Source organism: Methylobacterium sp. Leaf456 (genome assembly GCF_001425465.1).
GTDB lineage: Bacteria > Pseudomonadota > Alphaproteobacteria > Rhizobiales > Beijerinckiaceae > Methylobacterium.
Genome location: NZ_LMQV01000041.1, coordinates 18,369 through 38,765 on the forward strand (window position 1 = coordinate 18,369; position 20,397 = coordinate 38,765).

At 69.9% G+C, this 20,397-nt stretch carries 29 protein-coding genes and 1 pseudogene; 16 read left to right on the plus strand and 14 right to left on the minus strand.

Annotated features, from left to right (window positions below; translation table 11 throughout):
- Positions 1-15: 15 nt before the first annotated feature.
- Complete coding sequence (locus ASG52_RS18635; protein WP_056096895.1) at positions 16-369, plus strand: hypothetical protein; 354 nt, start codon at positions 16-18, stop codon at positions 367-369.
- Here ASG52_RS18635 and ASG52_RS18640 read toward each other — a convergent pair.
- From ASG52_RS18640 to ASG52_RS18670, 7 genes are read right to left on the minus strand one after another with little or no spacing between them, the layout of a single operon-like run.
- Positions 364-627 (minus strand): hypothetical protein, encoded by a 264-nt coding sequence (locus tag ASG52_RS18640; protein WP_056096896.1) that lies wholly within the window; start codon positions 625-627, stop codon positions 364-366. The two genes, ASG52_RS18635 and ASG52_RS18640, sit on opposite strands and share 6 nt — an antisense overlap.
- Positions 624-1,034, minus strand: coding sequence for a hypothetical protein (locus ASG52_RS18645; protein WP_056096899.1), 411 nt, complete (start codon positions 1,032-1,034; stop codon positions 624-626). Before ASG52_RS18645 ends, ASG52_RS18640 begins: the two co-directional genes overlap by 4 nt.
- Complete coding sequence (locus tag ASG52_RS18650; protein WP_056096901.1) at positions 1,031-1,303, minus strand: hypothetical protein; 273 nt, start codon at positions 1,301-1,303, stop codon at positions 1,031-1,033. Before ASG52_RS18650 ends, ASG52_RS18645 begins: the two co-directional genes overlap by 4 nt.
- A complete protein-coding gene (locus ASG52_RS18655) occupies positions 1,300-1,728 on the minus strand; it encodes a hypothetical protein (RefSeq protein ID WP_056096904.1) in 429 nt (142 codons plus the stop codon). Before ASG52_RS18655 ends, ASG52_RS18650 begins: the two co-directional genes overlap by 4 nt.
- 11 nt (positions 1,729-1,739) lie before the next feature.
- Positions 1,740-2,390 carry an ACT domain-containing protein gene (locus ASG52_RS18660; RefSeq protein WP_056096907.1) on the minus strand — a complete coding sequence of 217 codons (651 nt, stop codon included), beginning with the start codon at positions 2,388-2,390 and terminating at the stop codon, positions 1,740-1,742.
- Positions 2,387-2,704 (minus strand): hypothetical protein, encoded by a 318-nt coding sequence (locus ASG52_RS18665; RefSeq protein ID WP_056096909.1) that lies wholly within the window; start codon positions 2,702-2,704, stop codon positions 2,387-2,389. Before ASG52_RS18665 ends, ASG52_RS18660 begins: the two co-directional genes overlap by 4 nt.
- Positions 2,697-2,927, minus strand: coding sequence for a hypothetical protein (locus tag ASG52_RS18670; protein ID WP_056096912.1), 231 nt, complete (start codon positions 2,925-2,927; stop codon positions 2,697-2,699). The genes ASG52_RS18665 and ASG52_RS18670 overlap by 8 nt, the downstream gene beginning before the upstream one ends.
- Positions 2,928-2,986: 59 nt before the next feature.
- On the opposite strand from ASG52_RS18670, the gene ASG52_RS27400 reads away from it, so the two are divergent.
- From ASG52_RS27400 to ASG52_RS28810, 7 genes and pseudogenes are all read left to right on the plus strand, one after another.
- Positions 2,987-3,526: a hypothetical protein gene (locus tag ASG52_RS27400; RefSeq protein ID WP_156384032.1), complete on the plus strand. Its 540-nt coding sequence runs from the start codon at positions 2,987-2,989 to the stop codon at positions 3,524-3,526.
- A gap of 364 nt (positions 3,527-3,890) precedes the next feature.
- Positions 3,891-4,235: a hypothetical protein gene (locus tag ASG52_RS18680; protein WP_056096918.1), complete on the plus strand. Its 345-nt coding sequence runs from the start codon at positions 3,891-3,893 to the stop codon at positions 4,233-4,235.
- Positions 4,236-4,340: 105 nt separating this feature from the next.
- On the plus strand, positions 4,341-4,616 hold the full coding sequence (locus ASG52_RS18685) for a hypothetical protein (protein ID WP_056096921.1): 276 nt from the start codon (positions 4,341-4,343) through the stop codon (positions 4,614-4,616).
- A gap of 71 nt (positions 4,617-4,687) precedes the next feature.
- Positions 4,688-5,227 carry a hypothetical protein gene (locus ASG52_RS18690; RefSeq protein WP_056096924.1) on the plus strand — a complete coding sequence of 180 codons (540 nt, stop codon included), beginning with the start codon at positions 4,688-4,690 and terminating at the stop codon, positions 5,225-5,227.
- A gap of 73 nt (positions 5,228-5,300) precedes the next feature.
- Positions 5,301-6,926 (plus strand): AAA family ATPase, encoded by a 1,626-nt coding sequence (locus tag ASG52_RS18695; RefSeq protein ID WP_056096926.1) that lies wholly within the window; start codon positions 5,301-5,303, stop codon positions 6,924-6,926.
- A 13-nt stretch (positions 6,927-6,939) separates the two neighbouring features.
- Positions 6,940-7,272, plus strand: coding sequence for a hypothetical protein (locus ASG52_RS18700; RefSeq protein ID WP_156384033.1), 333 nt, complete (start codon positions 6,940-6,942; stop codon positions 7,270-7,272).
- Between the two features lie 38 nt (positions 7,273-7,310).
- A pseudogene (locus ASG52_RS28810) lies at positions 7,311-7,484 on the plus strand (L5-gp82 domain-containing phage-derived protein); the annotation flags it as partial.
- Here ASG52_RS28810 and ASG52_RS18705 read toward each other — a convergent pair.
- The 6 genes from ASG52_RS18705 to ASG52_RS18730 form a co-directional block, all read right to left on the minus strand.
- Positions 7,404-8,306 carry a glycoside hydrolase family 108 protein gene (locus tag ASG52_RS18705; protein WP_442919072.1) on the minus strand — a complete coding sequence of 301 codons (903 nt, stop codon included), beginning with the start codon at positions 8,304-8,306 and terminating at the stop codon, positions 7,404-7,406. The pseudogene ASG52_RS28810 and the gene ASG52_RS18705 overlap by 81 nt on opposite strands.
- Entirely contained in the window at positions 8,261-8,530 is a 270-nt protein-coding gene (locus tag ASG52_RS18710; protein ID WP_056096935.1) for a hypothetical protein, read from the minus strand. Before ASG52_RS18710 ends, ASG52_RS18705 begins: the two co-directional genes overlap by 46 nt.
- A 2-nt stretch (positions 8,531-8,532) precedes the next feature.
- Positions 8,533-8,799 carry a hypothetical protein gene (locus ASG52_RS18715; protein ID WP_056096937.1) on the minus strand — a complete coding sequence of 89 codons (267 nt, stop codon included), beginning with the start codon at positions 8,797-8,799 and terminating at the stop codon, positions 8,533-8,535.
- The gene (locus ASG52_RS18720; RefSeq protein ID WP_056246680.1) at positions 8,799-9,176 is read right to left on the minus strand and encodes a hypothetical protein; all 378 of its coding nucleotides are present in this window, start codon (positions 9,174-9,176) and stop codon (positions 8,799-8,801) included. Before ASG52_RS18720 ends, ASG52_RS18715 begins: the two co-directional genes overlap by 1 nt.
- 127 nt (positions 9,177-9,303) lie before the next feature.
- The gene (locus ASG52_RS18725) at positions 9,304-9,843 is read right to left on the minus strand and encodes a hypothetical protein (protein ID WP_056096942.1); all 540 of its coding nucleotides are present in this window, start codon (positions 9,841-9,843) and stop codon (positions 9,304-9,306) included.
- Position 9,844: 1 nt separating this feature from the next.
- Positions 9,845-11,353: a hypothetical protein gene (locus ASG52_RS18730; RefSeq protein WP_156384034.1), complete on the minus strand. Its 1,509-nt coding sequence runs from the start codon at positions 11,351-11,353 to the stop codon at positions 9,845-9,847.
- 753 nt (positions 11,354-12,106) lie between these two features.
- On the opposite strand from ASG52_RS18730, the gene ASG52_RS18735 reads away from it, so the two are divergent.
- Positions 12,107-12,445, plus strand: a complete 339-nt coding sequence (locus tag ASG52_RS18735; RefSeq protein WP_156384035.1) for a hypothetical protein — start codon at positions 12,107-12,109, stop codon at positions 12,443-12,445.
- A 417-nt stretch (positions 12,446-12,862) separates the two neighbouring features.
- On the opposite strand, the gene ASG52_RS18740 is transcribed toward ASG52_RS18735, so the two are convergent.
- Positions 12,863-15,001, minus strand: a complete 2,139-nt coding sequence (locus tag ASG52_RS18740) for a heavy metal translocating P-type ATPase (RefSeq protein ID WP_056096951.1) — start codon at positions 14,999-15,001, stop codon at positions 12,863-12,865.
- A 62-nt stretch (positions 15,002-15,063) separates the two neighbouring features.
- On the opposite strand from ASG52_RS18740, the gene ASG52_RS18745 reads away from it, so the two are divergent.
- From ASG52_RS18745 to ASG52_RS26600, 7 genes are all read left to right on the plus strand, one after another.
- Positions 15,064-15,486, plus strand: a complete 423-nt coding sequence (locus tag ASG52_RS18745; protein WP_056096954.1) for a MerR family transcriptional regulator — start codon at positions 15,064-15,066, stop codon at positions 15,484-15,486.
- 82 nt (positions 15,487-15,568) lie between these two features.
- Entirely contained in the window at positions 15,569-16,528 is a 960-nt protein-coding gene (locus tag ASG52_RS18750; RefSeq protein ID WP_056096956.1) for a cation diffusion facilitator family transporter, read from the plus strand.
- A gap of 7 nt (positions 16,529-16,535) precedes the next feature.
- A complete protein-coding gene (locus tag ASG52_RS18755; protein WP_056096959.1) occupies positions 16,536-17,222 on the plus strand; it encodes a ZIP family metal transporter in 687 nt (228 codons plus the stop codon).
- 14 nt (positions 17,223-17,236) lie between these two features.
- Positions 17,237-17,986 carry a response regulator transcription factor gene (locus tag ASG52_RS18760; RefSeq protein WP_056096961.1) on the plus strand — a complete coding sequence of 250 codons (750 nt, stop codon included), beginning with the start codon at positions 17,237-17,239 and terminating at the stop codon, positions 17,984-17,986.
- Positions 17,983-19,311, plus strand: coding sequence for an ATP-binding protein (locus ASG52_RS18765; protein WP_056096963.1), 1,329 nt, complete (start codon positions 17,983-17,985; stop codon positions 19,309-19,311). Before ASG52_RS18760 ends, ASG52_RS18765 begins: the two co-directional genes overlap by 4 nt.
- Before the next feature lie 99 nt (positions 19,312-19,410).
- Entirely contained in the window at positions 19,411-19,668 is a 258-nt protein-coding gene (locus ASG52_RS18770; protein WP_056096966.1) for a hypothetical protein, read from the plus strand.
- A gap of 435 nt (positions 19,669-20,103) precedes the next feature.
- Positions 20,104-20,361, plus strand: a complete 258-nt coding sequence (locus ASG52_RS26600; protein WP_082476696.1) for a hypothetical protein — start codon at positions 20,104-20,106, stop codon at positions 20,359-20,361.
- The last annotated feature ends 36 nt before the right edge of the window (positions 20,362-20,397 follow it).

The following is a 20,397-nucleotide window of genomic DNA, read 5'->3' on the forward strand; positions in this document are numbered from 1 at the left end:
CCGGAGGACACCATCATGAAGCGCTATACCCCTGAGAGCCCCGAGCTCATCTCGTACCTCGCCGAGATGATCGAGCCGGCCAAGGCGAACATCGGCATGATCGCCCAGGAGCCCATCCCGGCCGACGCGCTGAACATCCTCATGGCCAACGGGGACGTCGTGTACGGCTACTGGCCCGAACCGGACCCGACCAAGCACAACATCGGCGGCTACGGCGTGGCCGTCCTGAAGGGTCAGGCGATCCTCGACAAGCGCAGGGAGCCCGGCGAGGAAATCGATCTCGTGAGCGTCCCGGTCATGTTCCGCGAGAAGGCCGAGGCGCATGCGGCATGGCAGGTGTTCGGCGAAGGCCGAACCCTCCACTCATAGGCCGAGGCAACCGGCGTCCGCTCGCAGAGCAAGACGTCCTCGCCCTTGCAGGGCCGCCCACAGCATAAGGTGGGCCGCCTCCGTGCGCTGGCCTGCCCGCCACATCTCCGCCGGCGTCGGGAATCGCACCTTCACCGCCGGGTCCGCTATGGCCTCGACGATGGCGCGCTGGTAGCCGGACAGGCGCACCGAGGCGCCCGGCGGGGACAGCGCCACGTTCTCCGAGATCCAGTCGGCGACGTCGGATGACTTGGTCATGCCTTGCCTCCATCGATCTTGATCAGCGGCGAGACGGCCTCGTCCGACCACGGCAGGACCGTCACGGGCCGGATGAGCTCGTGCCGAAGTCCATCCCGTATCCACTCCAGGGTGCGCTCGGCCTCCTCAAGCGGGTAGTCGACGGGCGCCTCCTCGCCATCGGCGTCGACCCGGAATGGCTCGTAGGCGACCCGGGCCTTGGCCTTCGAGGCGAGGCACACGCCCTGGCCTTGTGCGCCCATGTCGTCGAGGCACTGCCACATGGCATCAGCCAGGGCATCGATCTCGGACCGGCGCATGATCACGAACCCGAGTTCAGCGAGCTCATGGACGAGGACCTCCGGCTTGTCGCCACAGATGGACGTCCATCCCTCGATCTTGGCCAGCGCGGCCGCATCGGTCGTCATGCCCCACTCTCCTCGATCAGCAGGATGGCGGAGATCTCCTCCACCACGCGCCATGGCCACAACTCGCCGGCGATCTCGTCCAGCCTATCGACGGCGGCCGCAGCGCGCCCGGCCGGGAGCACCCGCTCGATCAGGCGCACGTCAGCCTCGCTGAGGTCGACGTCGTTCCCGGTCGCGAACACGAACTTGATGCCGTGGCTCTCCGAGACCTCGACGACCTGCGGCTCGCGTCTCTCGACCGAGGCCCACCAGAACCCACACTCGGTCATGCCGCGTCCTCAGCCCAGATGCGCTCGTAGAGCTCTGCCTCGGCAAGCACGAGTTCGCCGGCGACCGTGCAGATCTTCTCCGGGAACCAATACCCCCAGTCGTTCGCCGCCTTGGCGCTTTGGACTGCCTCCTCCAGGGTGCACGCCTCCTCCTCGTGCGGGGCGTGATGCATCCAGCCATGGATGACGAACAGCTTGGGGCGCGCTTCCAGCCGGGCGAACTCGGCCTCCTTCGCCAAATGGGCCACCACCGCCTCGCTCAGGGTGGTCTCCGCGGCGCCGAGGTCGGTCCAGACCTGCAGGTTCGGCACCGCGATGCTGTCGCCCTTCTTGTCCTTCACGAACCCTTCGACGGGCGCCGCGCATGCCTTCATGCGGGCCTCGCGCCAAGCGACCGCGGCGGTTTCGAGCTTCGATGAGAACATGGTCGTCGCCCTCAGCCGTAGTACCGGGAGAAGTCGAGCTCGCGGCTCTTGAGCGCGGCCGCCGCGATTCGCGTGGCGTCCCGGTGCCCGTCGACGACCGCCTGCAGGGCCGTCTGGTGCAGCCAGTCTTCGACGATGTGGTCGGCGCAGGACCAGTGGATGCTCCGCTGGTCGGCCAAGGCAGCCACGATGGCGTCGACCGCCTCGACGGAGAGCGCCGGGCGCTCCTCGACGTCGATCCAGCAGATGACGTGGCCGTACCGGTCCCAGTCGCGGACCCTCTCGTGCTGGACGGTGAACACCTCACCGCCCTCGTCCGAGATGCCGTGCAGCAGCATGATGTCCTCGTCTTCGCTGCTGCCGCTCCAGTAGAAGTACGCCCACACCGGACGGTCGGTCGGGATCCCCTTGTGCCCGCTCTGCCATCTCGGACGGTTGCGGGAAGCCTCCAGGGCCTTGATCGCGCACGCCCGGCATCGCCGGCACCGCTTGTCGCCACCGACGTGGACTTCCACACAGTCCTGGCAGGTGCCCATGTACCCGCCCGGCGCCCACCCATGCCCACGCAGGTCCTCCGCGGAGTAGCCGTCGACGGGGTTGTCCCCTCGCAGCGTCAGGGGCGCCGCGTTGCGGAAGGTGCGCCCAGCCCAAGCCTCGGTCATGCCGCCGTCCCTCCCAGCAACCGCCTGACCGTGATGGCCCTGCGCATGTGCTCGATCAGCTTCTCGCTCGCGTCCTCGGAGAACCGCTTCGGGTCGCAGCGCCAGGCGTTGAAGACGAGGTCCGCGTCGGACTTGGAGACTGGCTCCCGATTGAGCGTGTACTCGCCGCCCGCCGCCTCGATGCGGATCGCCTCCACGTCGGACCGATGACCGATGGCGCCGAGGGCATCGCGCGCCATGGGGCCGACGACGAACGCCTCCCAGGTCGCGCTTCCGATGATGATGCCGGACGTTGTGGTGTGCTTCTCAGCCATGGAAGGACCCCACGGCCGGCAGGTCGGCGTCCCGGGCGCGGCCGGTGTCCTTGACGAAGCCCCTCTCCCATGAGGGCACGCGGATCTGAGCTTCCGCCTCCTCCCGCCGGGCGCGCTCCCGGACGAGCTCGTCGTGGAGCTCCAGGACGCGGCGGGCGAGCTCGCGCTTTTCGAGGGAGAGCAGGCCCTTGAGGTCCGGCTTGAAGATCGACAGGTCGGCCATATCAGGCGGCCTCCATCACGCGGCCGAGGGCGGCGGACGAGCCGTAGCCGTCGAGCAGGTTGTTCGTCGGCCTGATTGAAGAATTTCGGGAAGGGCGTCGCAACCACGGCGCCACGGAATGGGTCGATGATCAGCCCGCGGGCCAGCAGCGTGAAGGCATCCCAGCCGTGGTCGTACACGCAGCGCTGCGTGTAGCAGTAGAGGATCAGCCCCGTGTCCTGGCAGGTCTTCCGACTGACGAGGCCGGCGGACCGAGCGCGCTCCAGACCCCTGATCAGGTCGTTGAACGGGATCGTACGGGCAGGATGGATGCCGGCGGGCGCAGGCCGCGATTCGTGCGCCCGGAGGACCTCAGCCTGCTCGGGCGTCGCCACGCGGGCGCGCTGCCCGTGGACGAGCGGCGACGGCGCGCCCGGGGCGACCAAGGCGTGCTCGGTCGTCGGATCGGCCAGCAGCGCGTCGAGGGCCGCCTGATCCTCGGCGTAGAAGCCGGGCTCGATCCCGGGCGGGCCGCCTTGCTCCGGTACGTGCCAACCTGTGCCCACTGGGGTCCCCTCGAATCGATCCTTCGAGAAGTCTCCGCAGCGACCAGGCGATGATCCAGCCCGGCGTTAACCGAGGCGGCACGAGGCGATTGACGGGGGCGGCGGGCTGGCTATCTTGAGGTCAGCCGGCACGTTGTCGGGCAAACCAACCAACGCGACTTTCTTAGCCTCTGGTTCACGATCCCTCCCAGTCTAGGGAGGACAGACCCTACGAAGACCCCCGCTGGTCATTCGACCACGGTTCACTCCATCTGGGGTGCGGACTACGAGCAGGGCTCCCTTCACCGGGGGCCCTTTCTCGTTGTGGATAGTGCACCTCGCAGCTTGACGGCGATCCCGCCGTCCGTATTCTTCCCAGTGCGGTGTGGCCGATGCCCGCCCAGCTTTCGAACTCCTCATCTCTAGAGGCCGACCAGAAATGAAGCTCAAGTCCACTGCCAGAATCCGTCTGTCCATCATCCTCCGCTTCGCGTGGCGCGTCCTCGTGTGGCCCGTGCTGTTCGTGTGGACGTTCGAGGATCGGTACCTCCAGCGCCGCCCCGATCCGATCCCCACGAGCATCGAGGGCATCCGCGCGAACCTCGCCCGCACTGATGAGGCCCTCGCCGACATCCGCGAGATCATCCTCACCGGGCGCAGCAAGAACGGGTTCGCCTTGGCCCAGATCTGGCTCAAACTGCAGGAGCAGCAGCAGGTCCTCCAGGCCGCCCTCGCCACCGCCCTGGCGGAAGAGGTCCGGCACACCCAGCCCCTAGCCGCCTGAGCGGCCCTCCCTTCTCCCCCGGCGTGCTGGGGGATCGGGGAGCGCCGACCGGCCGCCCCGCGGTGAGATCTACTCCGCCGCTTAGAGACTCCCTGGAGGGAAGTAATGACAACGGAATCCAACAAGCAGAAGCGCTACGACCGCCCCGTCCTCTTCAGGACTGCCTGGGAGTACGCCCGGTACGTCGAGAGCCTCGTCCAAGTCCCCGCGAGCAAGCTCTTCCCCCATGCGATCCGGGTCGTGTGGAAGCTTGAGAAGGGGAAGGAGGAGCTCGCGCTCGCGACCTCGCAGCTGTCGCTGGAGCAGGCGCAGCAGTACGCGGCTTACTCGAAGAAGCGCCTGTTCGAAGCTGTGGCGCATTTCAACAAGAACCGCGCCTAAAACCCCACCCATCCACGTTGTCCAAGGGCGGTCCAGAAGGGGCCGCCCTATTGATTCGAGGGCCTCCCCCCATGGCGCGCATCATCCTCCACCCCGGAGCCAAGGCCGACGTTGGCGTCCCCGTCGGCACAATCGACGGGCAGGTCCTCTCCTTCGTCGACAAGACCCCGCACATCGACGGCGAGGCCGTTCCGTTCGATGAGATCGGACGCGACCTGTCCGATGCCGTCGAGGAGGCCGCCGTGGTCATTTTCGGCAACGAGTGGAGCACCGATTTGGGGCGGGTGACGGGCCTAAACCGGCGCACGGTGACCCGCGACAGGATCGAACGCTTCGGCGTGGCGGCGTGGGTCTACACGCTCCTCGGTCGGGCCGCGACGTCCAGTTGCCCAAGGGCGTTTGGGTACATGCTGCTGGCCTCGGCCGAGCTCTGCGACCGGGGGCCTTACTCCAAAGGAAAGGGCGTCGACCAGGGCCCCAGCATGCGGGAGCGTGCGTATCTCGGCGGGATGGCCCGCGTCGAGATGGAGAAAGCCTATGCGGAAATAGATCATGCCCGCGCCGAGCGTGAACATTTCCGTTTTTTGAAGACCCAGGAAGGAGATCAGTAACACCTTCCTCCTATAGTCAAACTCACGTGAGCTTGCGGTTTTCACCCGAGCTCTTGGTCGAAGGAAACCGAACATGCAGAACAATCGCACCTCGCGCGAGGCCGCGTCCGCTGTGACGCTCGACGCCGTCCTGAACGGCACCCTGCCTCCTCCCTTCCGACACGACTCGCCGTTCCGGCTGTTGGAACTCCTCCTGACCGTCCGCTGCCCGCGGGACCGGCCGCGGCGCCGCGACTTGCTGCGCTTCGGCGACGATGACGGCGTGCTGGGGCTTTGGCAGGCCGCGTGGAGCACAGCCGAGGACGTCCGCGACAAGGGCTGGACTGATCCCAGGCGCGCCCACACGGGCTACGTCCGCCTCCTCGCCCTCCTGGAGACGTGCGAGCGCAGGTTGCAGGAGCTCGACGAGCGGCTCGACCTCGACCCCGAGGACCTCGACGATGCAGTCGTCCTTCGCGTCGAGTTGGAGCAGCTTGCCGGAGCGGCGGCCGGCTGCCTCGCCGAGTGTGGCGACCGCGCCGGCCGAGATTACTGCCGGGAGAGGGCTGCCTGGTTGGTCGAGCACGGCCAGGAGGGGCACAAGTACGCCTCGGCGTTGGTCGGGCTGTCGGCGGACGTGCGGTACGCCTGGCGTCCGGGGAATCCCGGCCTTGGCGCCTTGGCGAGCGCCCTGCAATCCGGGGACGCCACGATCCACGATGCAACCCGGGCGGCCGCGCCCGAGGATGAAGAGCCCGAGCCGTCGTGGGCCGCCGAGGCCCGGGCGAAGGCGGCCCGCGAGAAGGCGGATCGGGAGCGTGCCGCAGGGCCGAGCCTGGTCGTCTTGGCGTCCGTCGAGCACCTGCCCGGCAGCGCCGAGAACGGCGCGCGCGCCGGTAGGAGCACGGGCAGCACTGCCCGGACGGAGTGGGCGCCCCTCGCCGGAAAGGCGTTGCCGCTGGCCGTCGTCCCCGACCTGGCCGAGGCGCGGCGGGTGCTCGTGTCCGAGTTCCCGGACGACGCCGCGGTCATCGACGCGATCCTCGTCCCGCTGGCCGGGCGGAGCTTCGTGCACCTGCCACCGACCCTCCTGCTCGGCCCCCCGGGCACGGGCAAGTCGCGCCTGACGCGGCGGTTGGGCGAGATCCTGGGGCTGGCCGTGACGGTCTACTCGTGCGGGGGCGTCGCGGATTCCAGCCTGATCGGGACGTCCCGCCAGTGGAGCACCGGCCGGGCGACGGTGCCCCTGCAGGCGATCAAGCAGGCCGGCGCGGCGAGCGTGCTCGTCGTCCTCGATGAGCTCTCCCGCGCGGGGACCAGGGCGGACAACGGCAGGCTCGTCGACGGCGTCCTGGCCCTCACGGAGGCGGAGACGTCGAGGCGGTACCAGGATCCCTTCCTGGAGTGCCCGACCGACCTCTCGGCGGTGAGCTGGCTCGCCACGGCGAACAGCGTCGCCGGCCTCGATCCGGCCCTGCTGTCCCGGTTCCGCGTCCTGACGCTGGGCCCCCGGACGGCGGCGTCGCTGCCTTCGCTGACGAAGGGCATCCTTGCCGACGTTCGCCGCGAGCGCGGCCTCGATGCGACGTGGCTCCCGGACCTCGACGAGGAGGAAGCCGGCGTCCTGGCGGAGAACTGGCCCGGCGGGTCCGTCCGCGTCCTGCGCCGGCTGATCGAAACCGTACTCGCCTCGCGCGAGCACCTGGCGACGCGGAACTGAGGGAGGGGTGATCATGACGACGTTTGATTTCGCCGCCTCCCGCAGGCGCATCAAGTCCGGCTGGCAGGCCGGCCGGACTTGCCGCCTCGTGTCCCGCGGTCTCGCCGCCCGGGTCTCCGAGGCCGAGCGGGCGTGGCAGGCGGGGCAGCTTCCCCTCGACCGGGCAGCGGCTCTCGCGGCCGAGGCCGAGGCGGTGAGCTTCTCGTTTGCCCCCGTTCCCGGCCGGCGCCCCGGGCCCGTGCAGGGGCTCCTCGTCGACCTAGCCCTCAGAGCCGTCCTCGCGGCGCCCGGGCGGCTGATGCCCTGCCAGGCAATCCGCGACGCCGTCCAGAGGAGGCAGCAGTGACAGACGTCTACCGCAACAGAGTTCGCCGGGTCTGGAGTGTGCGGGAATCCGGGATCGTCGTCGCGCACGTGCACGCAGTCGCCCTCTACGACGTGACGTTCGTCGTCAGCGAGGCCGCCCGGCAGCGGGCGCTACGCAAGGGACAGCGCGCCGTGATGGCGTGGGCCCGCGGCCGCTTGATCGACGCGCCCCTGCAGGCGTCCTCGATGAGGGTCTCGTTCGACCCCTTCGCCGGGCCGTCCTTCATGATCGATGACTGGCCGATCCGCGAGGCGTCGCTCGACCTTGCCGATGGACGGCAGGGCATCCTGGAGCGGGGTCAGCGCCGAGACGGTCTGGTCGACGACCGTGCCGACGATTCCACCACCGGTGAGCGCGTCGGCGATGGCCGGGGACGGCGCGCCCTTGGCGTCGGACAGGAGGCCGCGGCGCTCCATGCCGGCGAAGTAGGTCGGCTGGGGCCCGACCGAACCGGAGGCCCACGCCTGCCCGATCTGGCGGACCTCGACGACGCGGCGGCCCCAGCCCTTGCCGAACGCCTTCCAGGTCCGGAGCGACTTGAGGAACGCGAGGCGCCGCTCCAGGATCGCGGCGACCAGGGCGTCGTGGTCGGGGTAGGCTTCCGCGGCTTGGACGGTCGCCTCGCCGATCACACCGTCGACGCGGACGCCGAGGGCGCGCTGCAGCCACTTGATGGACTGGCCCGGGCCCGAGTTCACGGCGCCGTCGAACAGGACGTAGTCGATCCCCTCGGGGAGCTCGTCGCCCTTCACGGCATCCCAATACTGGCGGCGGTAGACGGCCCCGAGCTCGGCCTGGGTGATCGAGCGGACCGGGCGGGACGGCTTGCCGTTCCGCTTGAGGTAGCCGTCGAACGTGCGCTGGGTGACACCCTTCATGGTGGCGCCGCCCGGATCGCGCGGGTCGTTGACGTAGCCCCCCTCGTGGACGAGCACGCGGGTGATCGCGTCCTGATAGCGGTCGGCGCTCACTGGTCTCTCCTTGCGGGTGCGTCGATGAAGTTGCCCGGCCACGCCGTCGCGATCCGCGCGGCGTCCTCGACGGACAGGCCGGGGTAGGTCCCGATCAGGCCCTCGATGACGACCTCGCGGGGGATGCGCTTCGACCGGCGCTTCCGGGGGGGCGGTGGTGGTGCCGGCGGCGACGAGGGCTGAGCCTCGCGGATGACGAGGGCCATGGCGGCGGCGACCGCGGCGAGGCCGGCGGCCATGGCGATGGGGTTGCGCCTGCGGGACATGGTCAGCCCTCTTCCCGGCGGGCGGCGAGGGCGAGCTCGGCGACGCGGGCAGCCAGGGCCCGGTGGAGCTTCAGGTTGGCGCGCTGGTAGTCCTGGGGGTCCCAGCCGGCGAAGGTCTCGGTGACCCGGGCGACCGCGGCGTGCTCGACGAGACGGTCGCCGTCGACCTGGGCCACGTAGGCGGTCAGCGCGAGCTCGTGCCCGCCGTCGACGGCCCGGCAATCCTCGCCGAGGATGCGGACCATGGAGAAGTCGAGCCGGGTGCCCATCAGTGGACCCTCGGGCCGGCGGTGCGGGCGAGGTAGACTGAGGCGATGAGCTCGCCGGCCTCGACCTTCATGGCGTCGCAGAACACCAGCAGGCGCTTCCAGGTGATGCGGTCGCCGTCGTGGGACCGGATCGCCGCGAGCTCGTCGCGGAGGTCGCTGTCCCGGCTCTCGAGCTGCCCGAGCAACACCCGAAGCTGGGGGGCCGTCAGCCGGCGGTCCTTGATGACCGCGGCGAGGCCCTTCATCAGGGAGGAGTTGAGCGCCGCCCCTTGGGGCGAGACCCGGTAGGAGCCGCGGCACTGCCGGCTGGCTCCGGACGCATGGACCAGCGTCGAGTTGGGGGCGTCCGAAACGCGCGGGGCGAGGTTTGGTTCCATCGAAAAGGATGGAATGCCTCGCACCTGGATTCGACAAGGGTAATCAGGGGGCTAAGCGATTTTGACGTCGCTTAGCCGGTCATTTTCCCGGCGCTGACAAGGATGGGCCAAGCCGTTCTTGCAGGTGTCAGACTTTTCTGACGGGCGGGTCTTCGCGCAGGCCCATGAGGCCCGACAGGTCGACGCGCCAGACGCCCTTGGGCAGGGCCGCCAACCGCTCGATGCGCCCGTCAGGATTTTCTGACTGGGAGCGGATCGCCGAGATGGCCACCCGGACGAGGAGGTCGGCGCGCTCGACCCCATCCTCGTCCGGGTCCTGCAGGGCGAGGCCGGCGGCCTTGAGGAGTCGTCGGATCGGCCCACGGCGCGAGTCGTCCCAGACGGAGATGTCCGACCATGCCGGCGTCCGCCACGCCTGAAGCACCTCGCGAAGCAGGGCTTGGCCGACGTCGTGGCGCGGGGGCACGGGGATCGGGGCCGCTCCCGAAATGCTGTGCCAGATCCCGCCACCCACGTACCGACGTCGGCCCACCGGCTCGCGCTCGGCCCGGCGGGCCGCTTCCTTGTCGCCGACCGGGTAGCGGTACCAGACGGCGTGCAGCCTCGCCGCGGCGGCCCGCAAGGTGTCCTGAAGTTGCTGCTCTTCGGGTGTGAGGCGCCACTTCATGTCACGCCACCTCCATCTCGGAGGCCGGACACGTCGACGCCCGCCGGGCCGTGGGGCGCGCAGCGGGCGTCTGTCCTAGAAGAGTGCTGCCCTTCGTCGTGACCCGAGGAACATACTGCGTACGGCGGCCTGCGACAACAGCCTCGCGCGCGGTCTCTCTGATATCCCGTAACACTTCGTGCGCGATCACGGCGGGGGTGCCGACGGGCAGGTCGAGGGTGTCGCCGACGTCGTCGACGGTGACCACGGGAGCCACCACCGGCTCGGCCTTGGCGGTGGTGATGCCGGCGACGGCGCGGGCGTCCCGGAGGGCGTTGTCCAGCCACCGCGGCGAGACACCGTAGAGCTCGGCCACCGCCTTCACGGTCAGGCCCTCGGCGAGGAACTCGACGGCCTGCTGCCCGACTTCGAGGCGGTGCTGCTGTTGGACCGAGCGGTCCCTGACGCCCGCGGCCCGGCGAGAGGCGACGACGCGCGAGACGGCGTTCTCGGACCGGCGCGCCTGGTCGATCAGGATGCGCAGGTCGGCCCGGCGCATCTCCCTCGGGGTGATGACCAGCAGGTCCCGGAGGTGGGCGGGGGACGGCTTGTAGCGGGGGTCGACCGTGAATCCGCGGTACGTCCGGCGGACGCCCCGGGCGGATTCCTTCGCCCTGCCGACGATGGAGCAAGCCTTCGACTTGGCGGAGGCGTGGTCGAGCCCGAGGCGGTCGGCGGTCTCGATGACGTACGCGTCGAGGTCGGAGGCCGGGAGGCGCCACGAGGCCACGTAGACGAAGGCGACAAGCCAGGAGTTGCGGCCGGCTCCCGTGTCCTCGCGGGCCGCGGTGTCCTTGATGCCGGCCTTGCCGTGCCGGAGGGCATACAGCCGGTCGAGGTCCGCGGCGATGGTGTCCCAGTACGACGAGCCGGTCAGCTTGGCGCCGTGGTGGCCTTCCCGCGGGGTCCGGTTGGCGAGTTGGGCGGCGGTCCGCTTGGCCTTCGCCTCGGCCTTGGCGGCCTCCCGCTGGGCCTTGGTCTGGCGCTGGAACGGCAGGACCACGCGGCAGAGCTCGTCGAAGTCGATCCGGGCGATCTCGGCGGTCAGGTCGGGAAAGATCACCACCACCGGGAGGCCGCTCTTTTCGTTGTAGGTGCCCGGCATCCGAAACTGCTTCGTCGCAGCCTTGGCCGTGTAGTCGGACCCGAACGGCAGGAACTCCTCGTGGAGGATCTGCTGCAAGGCACGGTGGCGGGCCATGACACGCTGGGCCGGCTGGGAGGCGGTGTAGAGCCAGACCACCAAAATCCCGCGCCCCGAGAACGTGGCGTAGGACGGCGACGGCCAGCCGCGGTCCTCGCAGATGTTGCGGACGGCTTCCAGGACCTTGCGCGGGGGGACGTCCTTCCAGTCCGGCTTGTTGTAGTAGTCGAGGTCGAGCCACGAGGCGCCGAGGGACACGATGTTGATCGCGTCCTTGGCGACGCGGGGCTCGCCCGGCTTGGAGTACGGGTACGATGCGAACGACATGAAGCGCCGGCCCTGCAGATCGACGTCGCGGCTCGCGAGGGCGTGGGAGGAGTACCGCAGGTCGGACCATCGCGGCTCGGTGCTGCCGTCCTTCCTGGGCTTCCTGGGAGGGACGCGGTCGCCGAACATCGCGGACCCGACACCGCCTTTGGGGTGGACGAGACGGGCGTAGTCGAGGGGGCGGAGCTCGGAGCAGTAGGCGGGGGCTGGACGGACCAGGGAAGCAGCCTGGGGCCAACGCGTGGCGGTCGGGGAGATGAGGGAGGTTGTCACGACGGTCCTCTACTGGGGCCTGTCGCGGGGCAGCACGTCCGCAACTCAGGCCGGGATCAACATGACGAGGATACGTACGCCGAGGATAAGGTCAATCGGGGGCCTGACCTTCCGTTACGCGGGGCAATACTTGCGGAAGGGGATCGGAAAATCGCGGGGACGAGGGGGTATCGGCCGCCGGTGAGGCACAGGGAGGTAGGCTGTGGCGGTCAGTCGGGGGTGGCGTGGGTAAGGACACATCCTGCCAGGCACGATGCCCTGGTGGCCTTCCCTGGCGGTGGTGGCCGTCCGACGAGGAGAACTGACGCGGGAACGGTCCAGATCTTTTTTCCGCTTCCCGACATTGGCGTAGCCAAGGCCCCATACCCCGTAACGGAACGTGCGTGATCGGAACGCCACCGGAAGGACCGGATCGACCGTCCTTCACACCGTGCGCGATCCCCCATGGTGGCTTTCTGGACGGCCTGGCACTCTACCGTCATGAGCACCGCAACCGCCTCCGCGCTCCCCGAGGAGCACCCCGCCGCCCGGTCCGCCCGCGTCCGTCGCGATGCCGCCGACCGCGCCCGACGCTGGCGCGAGACCCAGCGCGAGACCGCCGAGACCGATGCGGCAATCGTGAAGGCCATGCTCGCGGACGTCGACGCCTACATCACCCCCGAGCACCGTCTCATGGCCAGGAACGAGCGGGTGGACATCGCCTTCGTCGTAGGCCGGGCCGCCTACGAGCTCGGTGGCAGGGAGCGCTTCAAGGAGGCCAAGAAGAGGGTCTTCGACAGGCTGCAGGAGCTCTCACCTGCCCCCAAGCACCACGCCTGACTGAACGAATCGACGGCGTCTGTTAGGCTGGTGTGATCGGGCGCCACCACAAACGGCGAAGGGCCCGACCACCCAGGAGCGCCCCCGTGTCCGGACTGAGCTTCGACTTTAACGTCCGGGATGTGGATCCTAGGTGGATGCCCCGGGGACTCCTCCCGCACTTGGGAGGGCACCCCCGACGGGTCCCTCGCATCATGGTCGAACGGCGGGTCGCGTCCCGGCACCAAGTCGGACCTGCATCACGACGCGGGAGTCATCCGCCACCCGTAACATCGCCCCGGCACGATCCAGGAACCAGGGACGCGTCAAGAACGGACGGGCTCCGGGTGGCGCGTACGTTCGGAATGGGCCGCATCGCCGCGCCATCCCCATCCAAGTGGCCGATCAGCCACCCGGCAAGGTCAGGGACAACCGGTCCTAGCGCAGCCTGACCCCCAGCAGCCTCAGGGCGTTGGCCGTTACCAGGACCGTCGCCCCCGTATCGGCGAGGATGGCCGGCCATAGGCCGGTGATGCCGGCGATGGTCGTGACAAGGAACACCGCCTTCAGGCCGAGTGCCACACCGATGTTCGTGCGGATGTTCGCCAGCGTCCTGCGGGACAGTTCCACCATCCGCGCCACGTCGGCGACGCGCCCGTGTAGCACCGCTGCATCGGCTGTCTCCAGCGCGACGTCGGTGCCGCCACCCATCGCGATGCCGACGTCTGCGGCCGCGAGCGCCGGGGCGTCGTTGATGCCGTCCCCGACCTTCGCCACGACGGCCCCGGCGGCCTGGAGCTCAAGTACGATCCGCTGCTTGTCCTCGGGCAGCAGTCCCGCCCGTGCCTCGATGCCGAGCATCCCCGCCACCGCCTGGGCCGTGCGGGCGTTGTCCCCGGTCAGCATGAGCGACCCGATGCCCTCCGCCGCGAGGCGGTCGATCCCGGCCTTGGCGTCGGACCGGGGCTCGTCGCGCATGCCCAACAGCCCGGCCAACGCCCCGTTCGCCAGCAGGGCGGCGACCGTTTTACCCTCGCCCTGCAGGGTGGAGATCCGCGCCTCCTGCTCCGCCTCGAGGGTCACGCGCGCTGCCGCCTCCCGCGGCGATCCGAGGAACAGGTCGAGGCCGCCGACATTGCCGGTGATCCCCTTGCCGCCGAGCGCCTTCGACCCGAATGCCGGAGGCATCGGTGCGCCGGCTTCCGCGGCCTTGGCAAGCACCGCCTTGGCGAGCGGATGCGAGGAGCCTGCCTCAAGCGCGGCAGCCAAGGAGAGGACCTCCCGTTCGGACCGGCCGAACGCTAGGACGTCGGTGACCACGGGCTTGCCCTCGGTCAGGGTGCCGGTCTTGTCGAAGGCCACCATGGTAACGGCGGCCAGCCGCTCCAGGACGGCGCCGCCCTTGATGAGCAGGCCCCGGCGGGCGCCGGCCGAGAGCCCGGCCGCGATGGCGGCGGGCGTCGAGATGACCAGGGCGCAGGGGCAGCCGATCAGCAGGATGGCGAGCCCCTTGTAGACCCACTCGTTCCACGAGCACCCGAACAGCAGCGGCGGCAGGATCGCGACGAGCGTGGCCACCGCGACCACGGCCGGTGTGTAGACCCGTGAGAATCGGTCGATCAGGCGCTCGGTCGGGGCCTTCGCCTCCTGGGCATCCTCCACCAGCCGCACGACCCGGGCGATGGTGTTGTCCCGCGCCGCCGCGGTCACCCGCACCCGAAGCGCGCCGTCCCCGTTCACGGTCCCGGCGAACACCGCATCGCCCGGTGCCTTGCGCCGCGGCACGCTCTCGCCGGTGACCGGCGCCTCGTCCACCGCGCTCTCCCCGTCGAGGACGGTCCCGTCCGCCGGGACCCGGTCACCCGGCCTCACCAGGACGGTCGCCCCGACCCGCAGGCTCGCCGCGGGCACCCGCTCCGTCGATCCGTCGCCCTCCAGCAGGGCCGTGTCCGGCACCAGGCCGGTGAGGCCGCGGATGCTCGCCCTGGCCCGGCCTGCGGCCACCCCTTCCAGCACCTCGCCAACCAGGAACAGGAAGACGACCGTGGCCGCTTCCTCGGTCGCCCCGATGGCGGTCGCGCCGATGGCGGCTACGGACATCAGGGTCTCGATGGAGAACGGCGTCCCGTGCCGGGCGGCCGCGACGGCACGTCGTGCAATCGGCACCAGTCCGACCGCCATCGCCGCCAAAAAGGCCCAGCGCTCCATCGCCGGCGCGGCTTGGCCGACCGCGTAAGCCAGCACCAGGGCCGCCGCGCAGGCGAACGCCAGCAGCGCCTTCGGAGACTGCCACCAGACCGGCTCAGGTCGTTCGGCATCCGACACCGCGTCGGCGGAAGTGTCGTCCGCGCCGTAGCCCAGGCTGCGGACCGTCGCCGCGATGGCCCGGGCGTCGGTGGCGGGTCCATGCCGCACCGTCAGCGTCTCGGTCGCCACCGAGACCGAGATGTCCTCGATGCCGGGTAGGCGCCGAACGGCGTTCTCGACCTTGGCGGCGCACGAGGCGCAATCCATCCCGGACACGCGCAGGCGCGTCGGGGGGCTATCGGTTCGGTCCAAGGTCGTCGCGTCTTTCATGAGGTGCCTTCCGCAATTCCCCAGGCACCCTACTTCCTCCAGCGACTAGAGGAGCAAGCGGCATGAAGTCCATCGCCATCGGGGAGTTGTCGCGCCGCGCCGCGGTGAAGGTCCCCACCATTCGGTTCTACGAGGAACGCGGATTGCTGCCGACGCCGGTGCGTACGGAGGGCAATCGCCGCACCTACGGAGAGGGCGACGTCCGGACGCTGCGGTTCATCCGGCACGCCCGCGAGCTCGGCTTCGAGATCGAGGATATCCGAACCCTTCTCGACCTGGCCGGACATCCCGACCGGCCTTGTGGGGAGGCCGACGCCATCGCCCGGAAACATCTCGCCGACATCGACGACCGGATCGCCCGGCTGACCGGCCTCCGGCGGGAGATGCAGGCCATGGTCGAGCAGTGCTCGGGCGGCGACGTCGGGGAATGCCGGATCATCGAGGTGCTGGCCGACCACGGCGAGTGTCTCAGCGACCGGCACTGACCGAGGCCGAAACGGGCGCTTGCTCCTCTAGTGGGTAGAGGAGTTAGGCATCAATGCTTGCATCCTCAGACCGGAAGCCGAGATGACGGACCACCACGACCACGCCGGACACGACCATTCCCAAGCCCACGCCGGGCACGCCCACGGCCCCGGGCACAGCCACGCACCGGCGAGCTTCGGGAAGGCGTTCGCCATCGGCATCGCCCTCAACGTCGGCTTCGTCGTCGTGGAAGCCACCTACGGGGTGCTGGCGAACTCGATGGCCCTGCTGGCCGATGCCGGGCACAACCTCTCGGACGTCCTCGGACTGGTGGTGGCCTGGGTCGCCATGGTGCTGGCGAAGCGCGCCCCGAGCGCGCGCTACACCTACGGGATGAAGGGCTCGTCGATCCTGGCGGCCCTGTTCAACGCGGTGTTCCTGCTGGTCGCCGTCGGCGCCATCGCCTGGGAGGCGATCCAGCGCTTCGGCGAGCCAGCCCCGGTCGCCGGCAAGACCGTGATGGTCGTGGCCGCGGTCGGCATCCTGGTGAACGGCATCACCGCCTGGCTGTTCGCCTCGGGCGCCAAGGGCGACATCAACATCAAGGGCGCCTTCCTGCACATGGCCGCCGACGCCGCCGTCTCGGCGGGCGTGGTCATCGCCGGCCTCGTCATCCTCTACACCGGGTGGACCTGGCTCGATCCCGTCGTCAGCCTCGCCATCGTGGCGGTCATCGTCTGGAGCACCTGGGGCCTCCTGCGCGACAGCCTCACGCTGTCCCTCGCCGCCGTCCCGCCGGGCATCGACCCGGCCGCCGTCCGAAGCCACCTCGAAGGACTGCCGGGCGTCACCGCCCTCCACGACCTGCACATCTGGGCGATGAGCACCACGGAGACATGCCTGACCGCCCACCTCATCATGCCGGGCGGCCGTCCCGACGACGCCTTCCTGATGGACGCGGCAGGCGGGATCAAGAAACGGTTCGGCATCGGCCACACCACCCTGCAGGTGGAGACGAGCGCGGACAACGCCTGCGCCCTCGCGCCCGACCACGTCGTCTGAGAGCGTGATGCAAGCCTGGGCCTACACACTGATCCCCGCGGCGGCGGCCGTCATCGGCGCCGCGGTCGCGGTCAACCTTCGACCCGGACCCATCCTGGTCAGCGCCATCCAGCACTTCGCGGCGGGCGTGGTCTTCGCCGCGGCGGCCGGCGAGATCCTGCCGGACCTCAAGCATGCCGGCTCGCCCTTGGCCATGCTGGCAGGCGGCGCGCTCGGCGTCGCGGCGATGCTGCTGGTGAAGACGCTGGGGAAGCGGGCGAGCGGCCCCGTCGGGCTGATGGCTGTCACGGGCATCGACATCCTCGTCGACGGGCTCGTGCTCGGCATCGCCTTCGCCGCCGGCGCCAAGGCCGGAATCCTGCTCACGGTCGCCCTCACCATCGAGGTGCTGTTCCTCGGCCTGACGGTCGCGAACGAGCTCGGGGAAGGCGGGACATCGAAGCGCAAGGTCGTCGGCATGACCGCCGGCCTCGTCGTCCTGTTGCCGCTGGGGGCGTTGCTGGGAGGGCCCGTCGCCACCCTGTCTGCGCCGATCCAGGCCGCCTTCCTCTCCTTCGGCCTGATCGCCCTGCTGTACCTCGTCACCGAGGAACTCCTGGTCGAGGCGCACGAGACCGAGGACCGTCCCTGGGTGACGGCGATGTTCTTCGCCGGCTTCCTGCTGCTGCTCATGCTCGACCAGGCCATCGCCTGAGCGGGGGGGAATCGATGGCTTCGCAAGACCCTCAGAGCCCACCGGCCGTCGACGGGGGCCACATCGTGCTCGTCGAGGACGACGACGGCCTGCGCATGCTCGTCACGCGTCTCCTCGGGGAAAGCGGCTACCGCGTCACCGGCTGCAGGAATGCCATCGAGTTCTGGCGGCACCTGCCTGCCGGTGGCGTCGACCTCGTCCTGCTCGACGTGATGCTGCCCGGAACCTCAGGTCTCGACCTGCTCCGGGCGTTGCGGGCCAGGAGCACGGTACCGGTGATCATGGTCAGCGCCAGAAACGAGGAGGCAGACCGGGTGCTCGGGCTCGAACTCGGCGCCGACGACTACGTCGCCAAGCCGTTCGGCCGTCCCGAACTCCTGGCCCGGGTCCGTGCCGTGCTCCGCCGCGCCTCCATGGCAGCGTTGTCGCCCTCGAACCCGGCATCGGAGGTCCTCACGTTCTCGGGGTGGGGGCTCGACATGCGCAGCCGGTCGCTCGTCGATCCAGAGGGGGCGGCCGTCGACCTGTCCGGCGCCGAGTACGACCTCCTTCTCGTCTTCCTCGAACACCCGGGGCGCGTGCTCGGCCGGGAGACGATCCTCGAACTGTCCCGTGCCAGGCTCGGGTCGCCTACGGACCGAAGCGTCGATACCCTGGTGAGCCGCCTTAGACGTAAGCTCGAACCGCCCGAGGGCCTGCCCCCGGTCATCAAGACCGTGCGCGGAGCCGGCTACATGCTCGCCTCGAAGGTCGAGCACGCGTGAGGCGCCTCGCACCCTTGGCCCGCAGCCTCGAAGCCCGCACGGTCGCCGTCCTGCTCCTCGCCATCCTCGCCGTCCACGGCGGGGCCCTGCTTCTCTATCGGCAATCCGCGACCGCCGCGGCGGACGATGCGTTCGCGCGACAGGTCGCCAACCAGCTTACCCTGGCGCGCGAGGCGGTGCTCCGACGCCCCCGGACCGAGCGCGACGCGGAGGCGAAGGCCCTGTCGTCCGCGCATTTCGAGTTGGGGTGGTCCGCGACCTCGCCCCTGCGCCAGGACGAGGCCGGCGATCCGGCGATGTGGTCGCTCAGGTCCCGGATGATCGCATCCGAGCCGAGCCTCGGGCCCGGTCTCGCACTGGCGATGGACGGCGGGGACGAGGTCCTTCACCAGGACGACCTCGGCGGCGCGCTCGCCCTGGCCGACGGAAGCTTCCTGACCTTCCGCTCGGCGCACGCGCCCGGCCTCGCCAGGCTTGGATCGTGGGCCTACCTCGCCACCGCGATGGCCATCCTCGTCGGCGTCGCGGCCGTCATCCTGATGCACCGGATCGCGGGACCGCTGCGCGACCTCACCCGAGCCACGGGGGAGATCGGGCACGGCAAGGTCGTTCCTGTGCGGGAAGCCGGCCCGGACGAGACCCGAGGGATCGCCCGGGCCCTCAACGCGATGCAGGACCGCATCCATCGGCTGGTGATGGAGCGGACCCAAGCCCTGGCGGCCGTCTCGCACGACCTGCGCACCCCCATCGCGCGGCTACGCCTGCGCCTCGACGGCCTGCCCGAGGGCGACGAGACCTGGGCGATGGGCTCTGACCTCGACGACATGCAGGCCATGGTCGATTCGACCCTGGCGTACCTCAGGGGCGACGCCGATCCCGAACCGCGCCAGGTCACGAACGTCGCGAGCGTCCTCATGAGCATCGCCGACGCGTCCTCGGACGCGGGCCGCGACGTTTCCTATGCGGGGCCCGGTCGCGCCCTCGCGACGGTGCGCCCGGTGGCCCTGAGACGCGCGCTCGACAACGTCGTCGACAACGCCGTGCGTTACGGGACCCGCGCCCGCATCTCGCTCGCGGTGGAGCCGGAGGAACTGCTGCTCTCCATCGAGGACGACGGTCCCGGCATCGCGCCCGACGAGGTCTCCCGCGCCTTCGAGCCGTTCACCCGCCTGGAAGCGTCGCGGAACCGAAACACCGGCGGCACCGGCCTCGGCCTGACCATCGCGCGTCGGAGCGTCGAGGCGGAGCGCGGGGACATCGTCCTATCCAGTCGCCCGGAAGGCGGCCTGCGGGTGCTGATCTCCCTGCCGCGCGCCGGTCGCTGACACACTTCGTCACGAACCGGGCGTCCGGGTGTCAAACAGGGTCGCTATCTCAGGTGTCGAGGCGGCCGCAGCGGCCGCCGAGCCCTGGAGACCATCATCATGAAGCGTACCGTCGCCGCCCTTCTCGCCGCTGGCCTGCTGGCGAGCCTCTGGGCTCCCGCCCTCGCCGCCGAGGACGGGCATGGGAACGCGAACAATCCCGAGCGCTCCGTCCCGAACACCGGCGGCGTCGCGGGTGGCCCGGCCCATCGCGACGACCCGCGCAAGAGCGAGGCCCGCGAGGTCGGCAAGGACGGCAAGCCGATCCATTCCGACAAGGATGGGCATGCCCACGGTCACTCCCACGACAAGAAGTGAGCGGACGTCGCCGACCTCGGGCGGCCGGGAGGATGCACCGATGCGTATGCTTCCCCTCCTGGTCGCCTTCGCCTTCCTTGCCGTCGGCATCGGCTACGCCCTGGCGGGGGGATGACCTGTCCGCTCCCGCCCGACACCTTCATGGGACCGTCGTGCCCCCCTCGGTCCCGTGAACCGCCCGCCTCGGCCCCGTGCCGGGGCGGGCACCCCGCGATCCCCCCGGGCTTACACGGTCGATGCGGGCCGGCTGCACGGTCATGCCGCGTTCCGCATGCCGGGGCGCCATCGAGGATCATCGCCCAAGCAAGCATCGCGGACGATCCGGCGACGCACGAATGCCCATTGCCGAATATTCCCGGGTTCCACCGGGAATATTCGGATCGGTTTCCCCTATCGGTACGTTCCTGCGTCGTAATCGATAGAGGGGACCTCAACATGAAGACCAAGTTCGCAGCCATCGCCGCCATCGTCTCCCTGGCCCTTTCGCCGGTCGCGGCCCTGGCCCAGCATATCGACGTCGGCCCGGGCGGCGTGGGCGTCCACGGCGACAGCCACGGCGAGCGCCATGGCGAGGGTCACCGGGATCGCCACGACGACCACCATGAGGTCGTTCGCGAGCATCACCACCATGACGACCACCATGACGATCATCATGGCGGCGAGCGTCGCACGACGATCATCGAACGTAACTGAGCCCTTGCGGTCCGGGACCTTGTGAACCGCTATCAC

Coding starts and splice junctions, on each gene's coding strand:
- ASG52_RS18635 (WP_056096895.1), top strand. CDS start 16: ATGAAGCGCTATACCCCTGAGAGCCCCGAGCTCATCTCGTACCTCGCC.
- ASG52_RS18640 (WP_056096896.1), bottom strand. CDS start 627: ATGACCAAGTCATCCGACGTCGCCGACTGGATCTCGGAGAACGTGGCG.
- ASG52_RS18645 (WP_056096899.1), bottom strand. CDS start 1,034: ATGACGACCGATGCGGCCGCGCTGGCCAAGATCGAGGGATGGACGTCC.
- ASG52_RS18650 (WP_056096901.1), bottom strand. CDS start 1,303: ATGACCGAGTGTGGGTTCTGGTGGGCCTCGGTCGAGAGACGCGAGCCG.
- ASG52_RS18655 (WP_056096904.1), bottom strand. CDS start 1,728: ATGTTCTCATCGAAGCTCGAAACCGCCGCGGTCGCTTGGCGCGAGGCC.
- ASG52_RS18660 (WP_056096907.1), bottom strand. CDS start 2,390: ATGACCGAGGCTTGGGCTGGGCGCACCTTCCGCAACGCGGCGCCCCTG.
- ASG52_RS18665 (WP_056096909.1), bottom strand. CDS start 2,704: ATGGCTGAGAAGCACACCACAACGTCCGGCATCATCATCGGAAGCGCG.
- ASG52_RS18670 (WP_056096912.1), bottom strand. CDS start 2,927: ATGGCCGACCTGTCGATCTTCAAGCCGGACCTCAAGGGCCTGCTCTCC.
- ASG52_RS18680 (WP_056096918.1), top strand. CDS start 3,891: ATGAAGCTCAAGTCCACTGCCAGAATCCGTCTGTCCATCATCCTCCGC.
- ASG52_RS18685 (WP_056096921.1), top strand. CDS start 4,341: ATGACAACGGAATCCAACAAGCAGAAGCGCTACGACCGCCCCGTCCTC.
- ASG52_RS18690 (WP_056096924.1), top strand. CDS start 4,688: ATGGCGCGCATCATCCTCCACCCCGGAGCCAAGGCCGACGTTGGCGTC.
- ASG52_RS18695 (WP_056096926.1), top strand. CDS start 5,301: ATGCAGAACAATCGCACCTCGCGCGAGGCCGCGTCCGCTGTGACGCTC.
- ASG52_RS18700 (WP_156384033.1), top strand. CDS start 6,940: ATGACGACGTTTGATTTCGCCGCCTCCCGCAGGCGCATCAAGTCCGGC.
- ASG52_RS18710 (WP_056096935.1), bottom strand. CDS start 8,530: ATGTCCCGCAGGCGCAACCCCATCGCCATGGCCGCCGGCCTCGCCGCG.
- ASG52_RS18715 (WP_056096937.1), bottom strand. CDS start 8,799: ATGGGCACCCGGCTCGACTTCTCCATGGTCCGCATCCTCGGCGAGGAT.
- ASG52_RS18720 (WP_056246680.1), bottom strand. CDS start 9,176: ATGGAACCAAACCTCGCCCCGCGCGTTTCGGACGCCCCCAACTCGACG.
- ASG52_RS18725 (WP_056096942.1), bottom strand. CDS start 9,843: ATGAAGTGGCGCCTCACACCCGAAGAGCAGCAACTTCAGGACACCTTG.
- ASG52_RS18730 (WP_156384034.1), bottom strand. CDS start 11,353: ATGTCGTTCGCATCGTACCCGTACTCCAAGCCGGGCGAGCCCCGCGTC.
- ASG52_RS18735 (WP_156384035.1), top strand. CDS start 12,107: ATGAGCACCGCAACCGCCTCCGCGCTCCCCGAGGAGCACCCCGCCGCC.
- ASG52_RS18740 (WP_056096951.1), bottom strand. CDS start 15,001: ATGAAAGACGCGACGACCTTGGACCGAACCGATAGCCCCCCGACGCGC.
- ASG52_RS18745 (WP_056096954.1), top strand. CDS start 15,064: ATGAAGTCCATCGCCATCGGGGAGTTGTCGCGCCGCGCCGCGGTGAAG.
- ASG52_RS18750 (WP_056096956.1), top strand. CDS start 15,569: ATGACGGACCACCACGACCACGCCGGACACGACCATTCCCAAGCCCAC.
- ASG52_RS18755 (WP_056096959.1), top strand. CDS start 16,536: ATGCAAGCCTGGGCCTACACACTGATCCCCGCGGCGGCGGCCGTCATC.
- ASG52_RS18760 (WP_056096961.1), top strand. CDS start 17,237: ATGGCTTCGCAAGACCCTCAGAGCCCACCGGCCGTCGACGGGGGCCAC.
- ASG52_RS18770 (WP_056096966.1), top strand. CDS start 19,411: ATGAAGCGTACCGTCGCCGCCCTTCTCGCCGCTGGCCTGCTGGCGAGC.
- ASG52_RS26600 (WP_082476696.1), top strand. CDS start 20,104: ATGAAGACCAAGTTCGCAGCCATCGCCGCCATCGTCTCCCTGGCCCTT.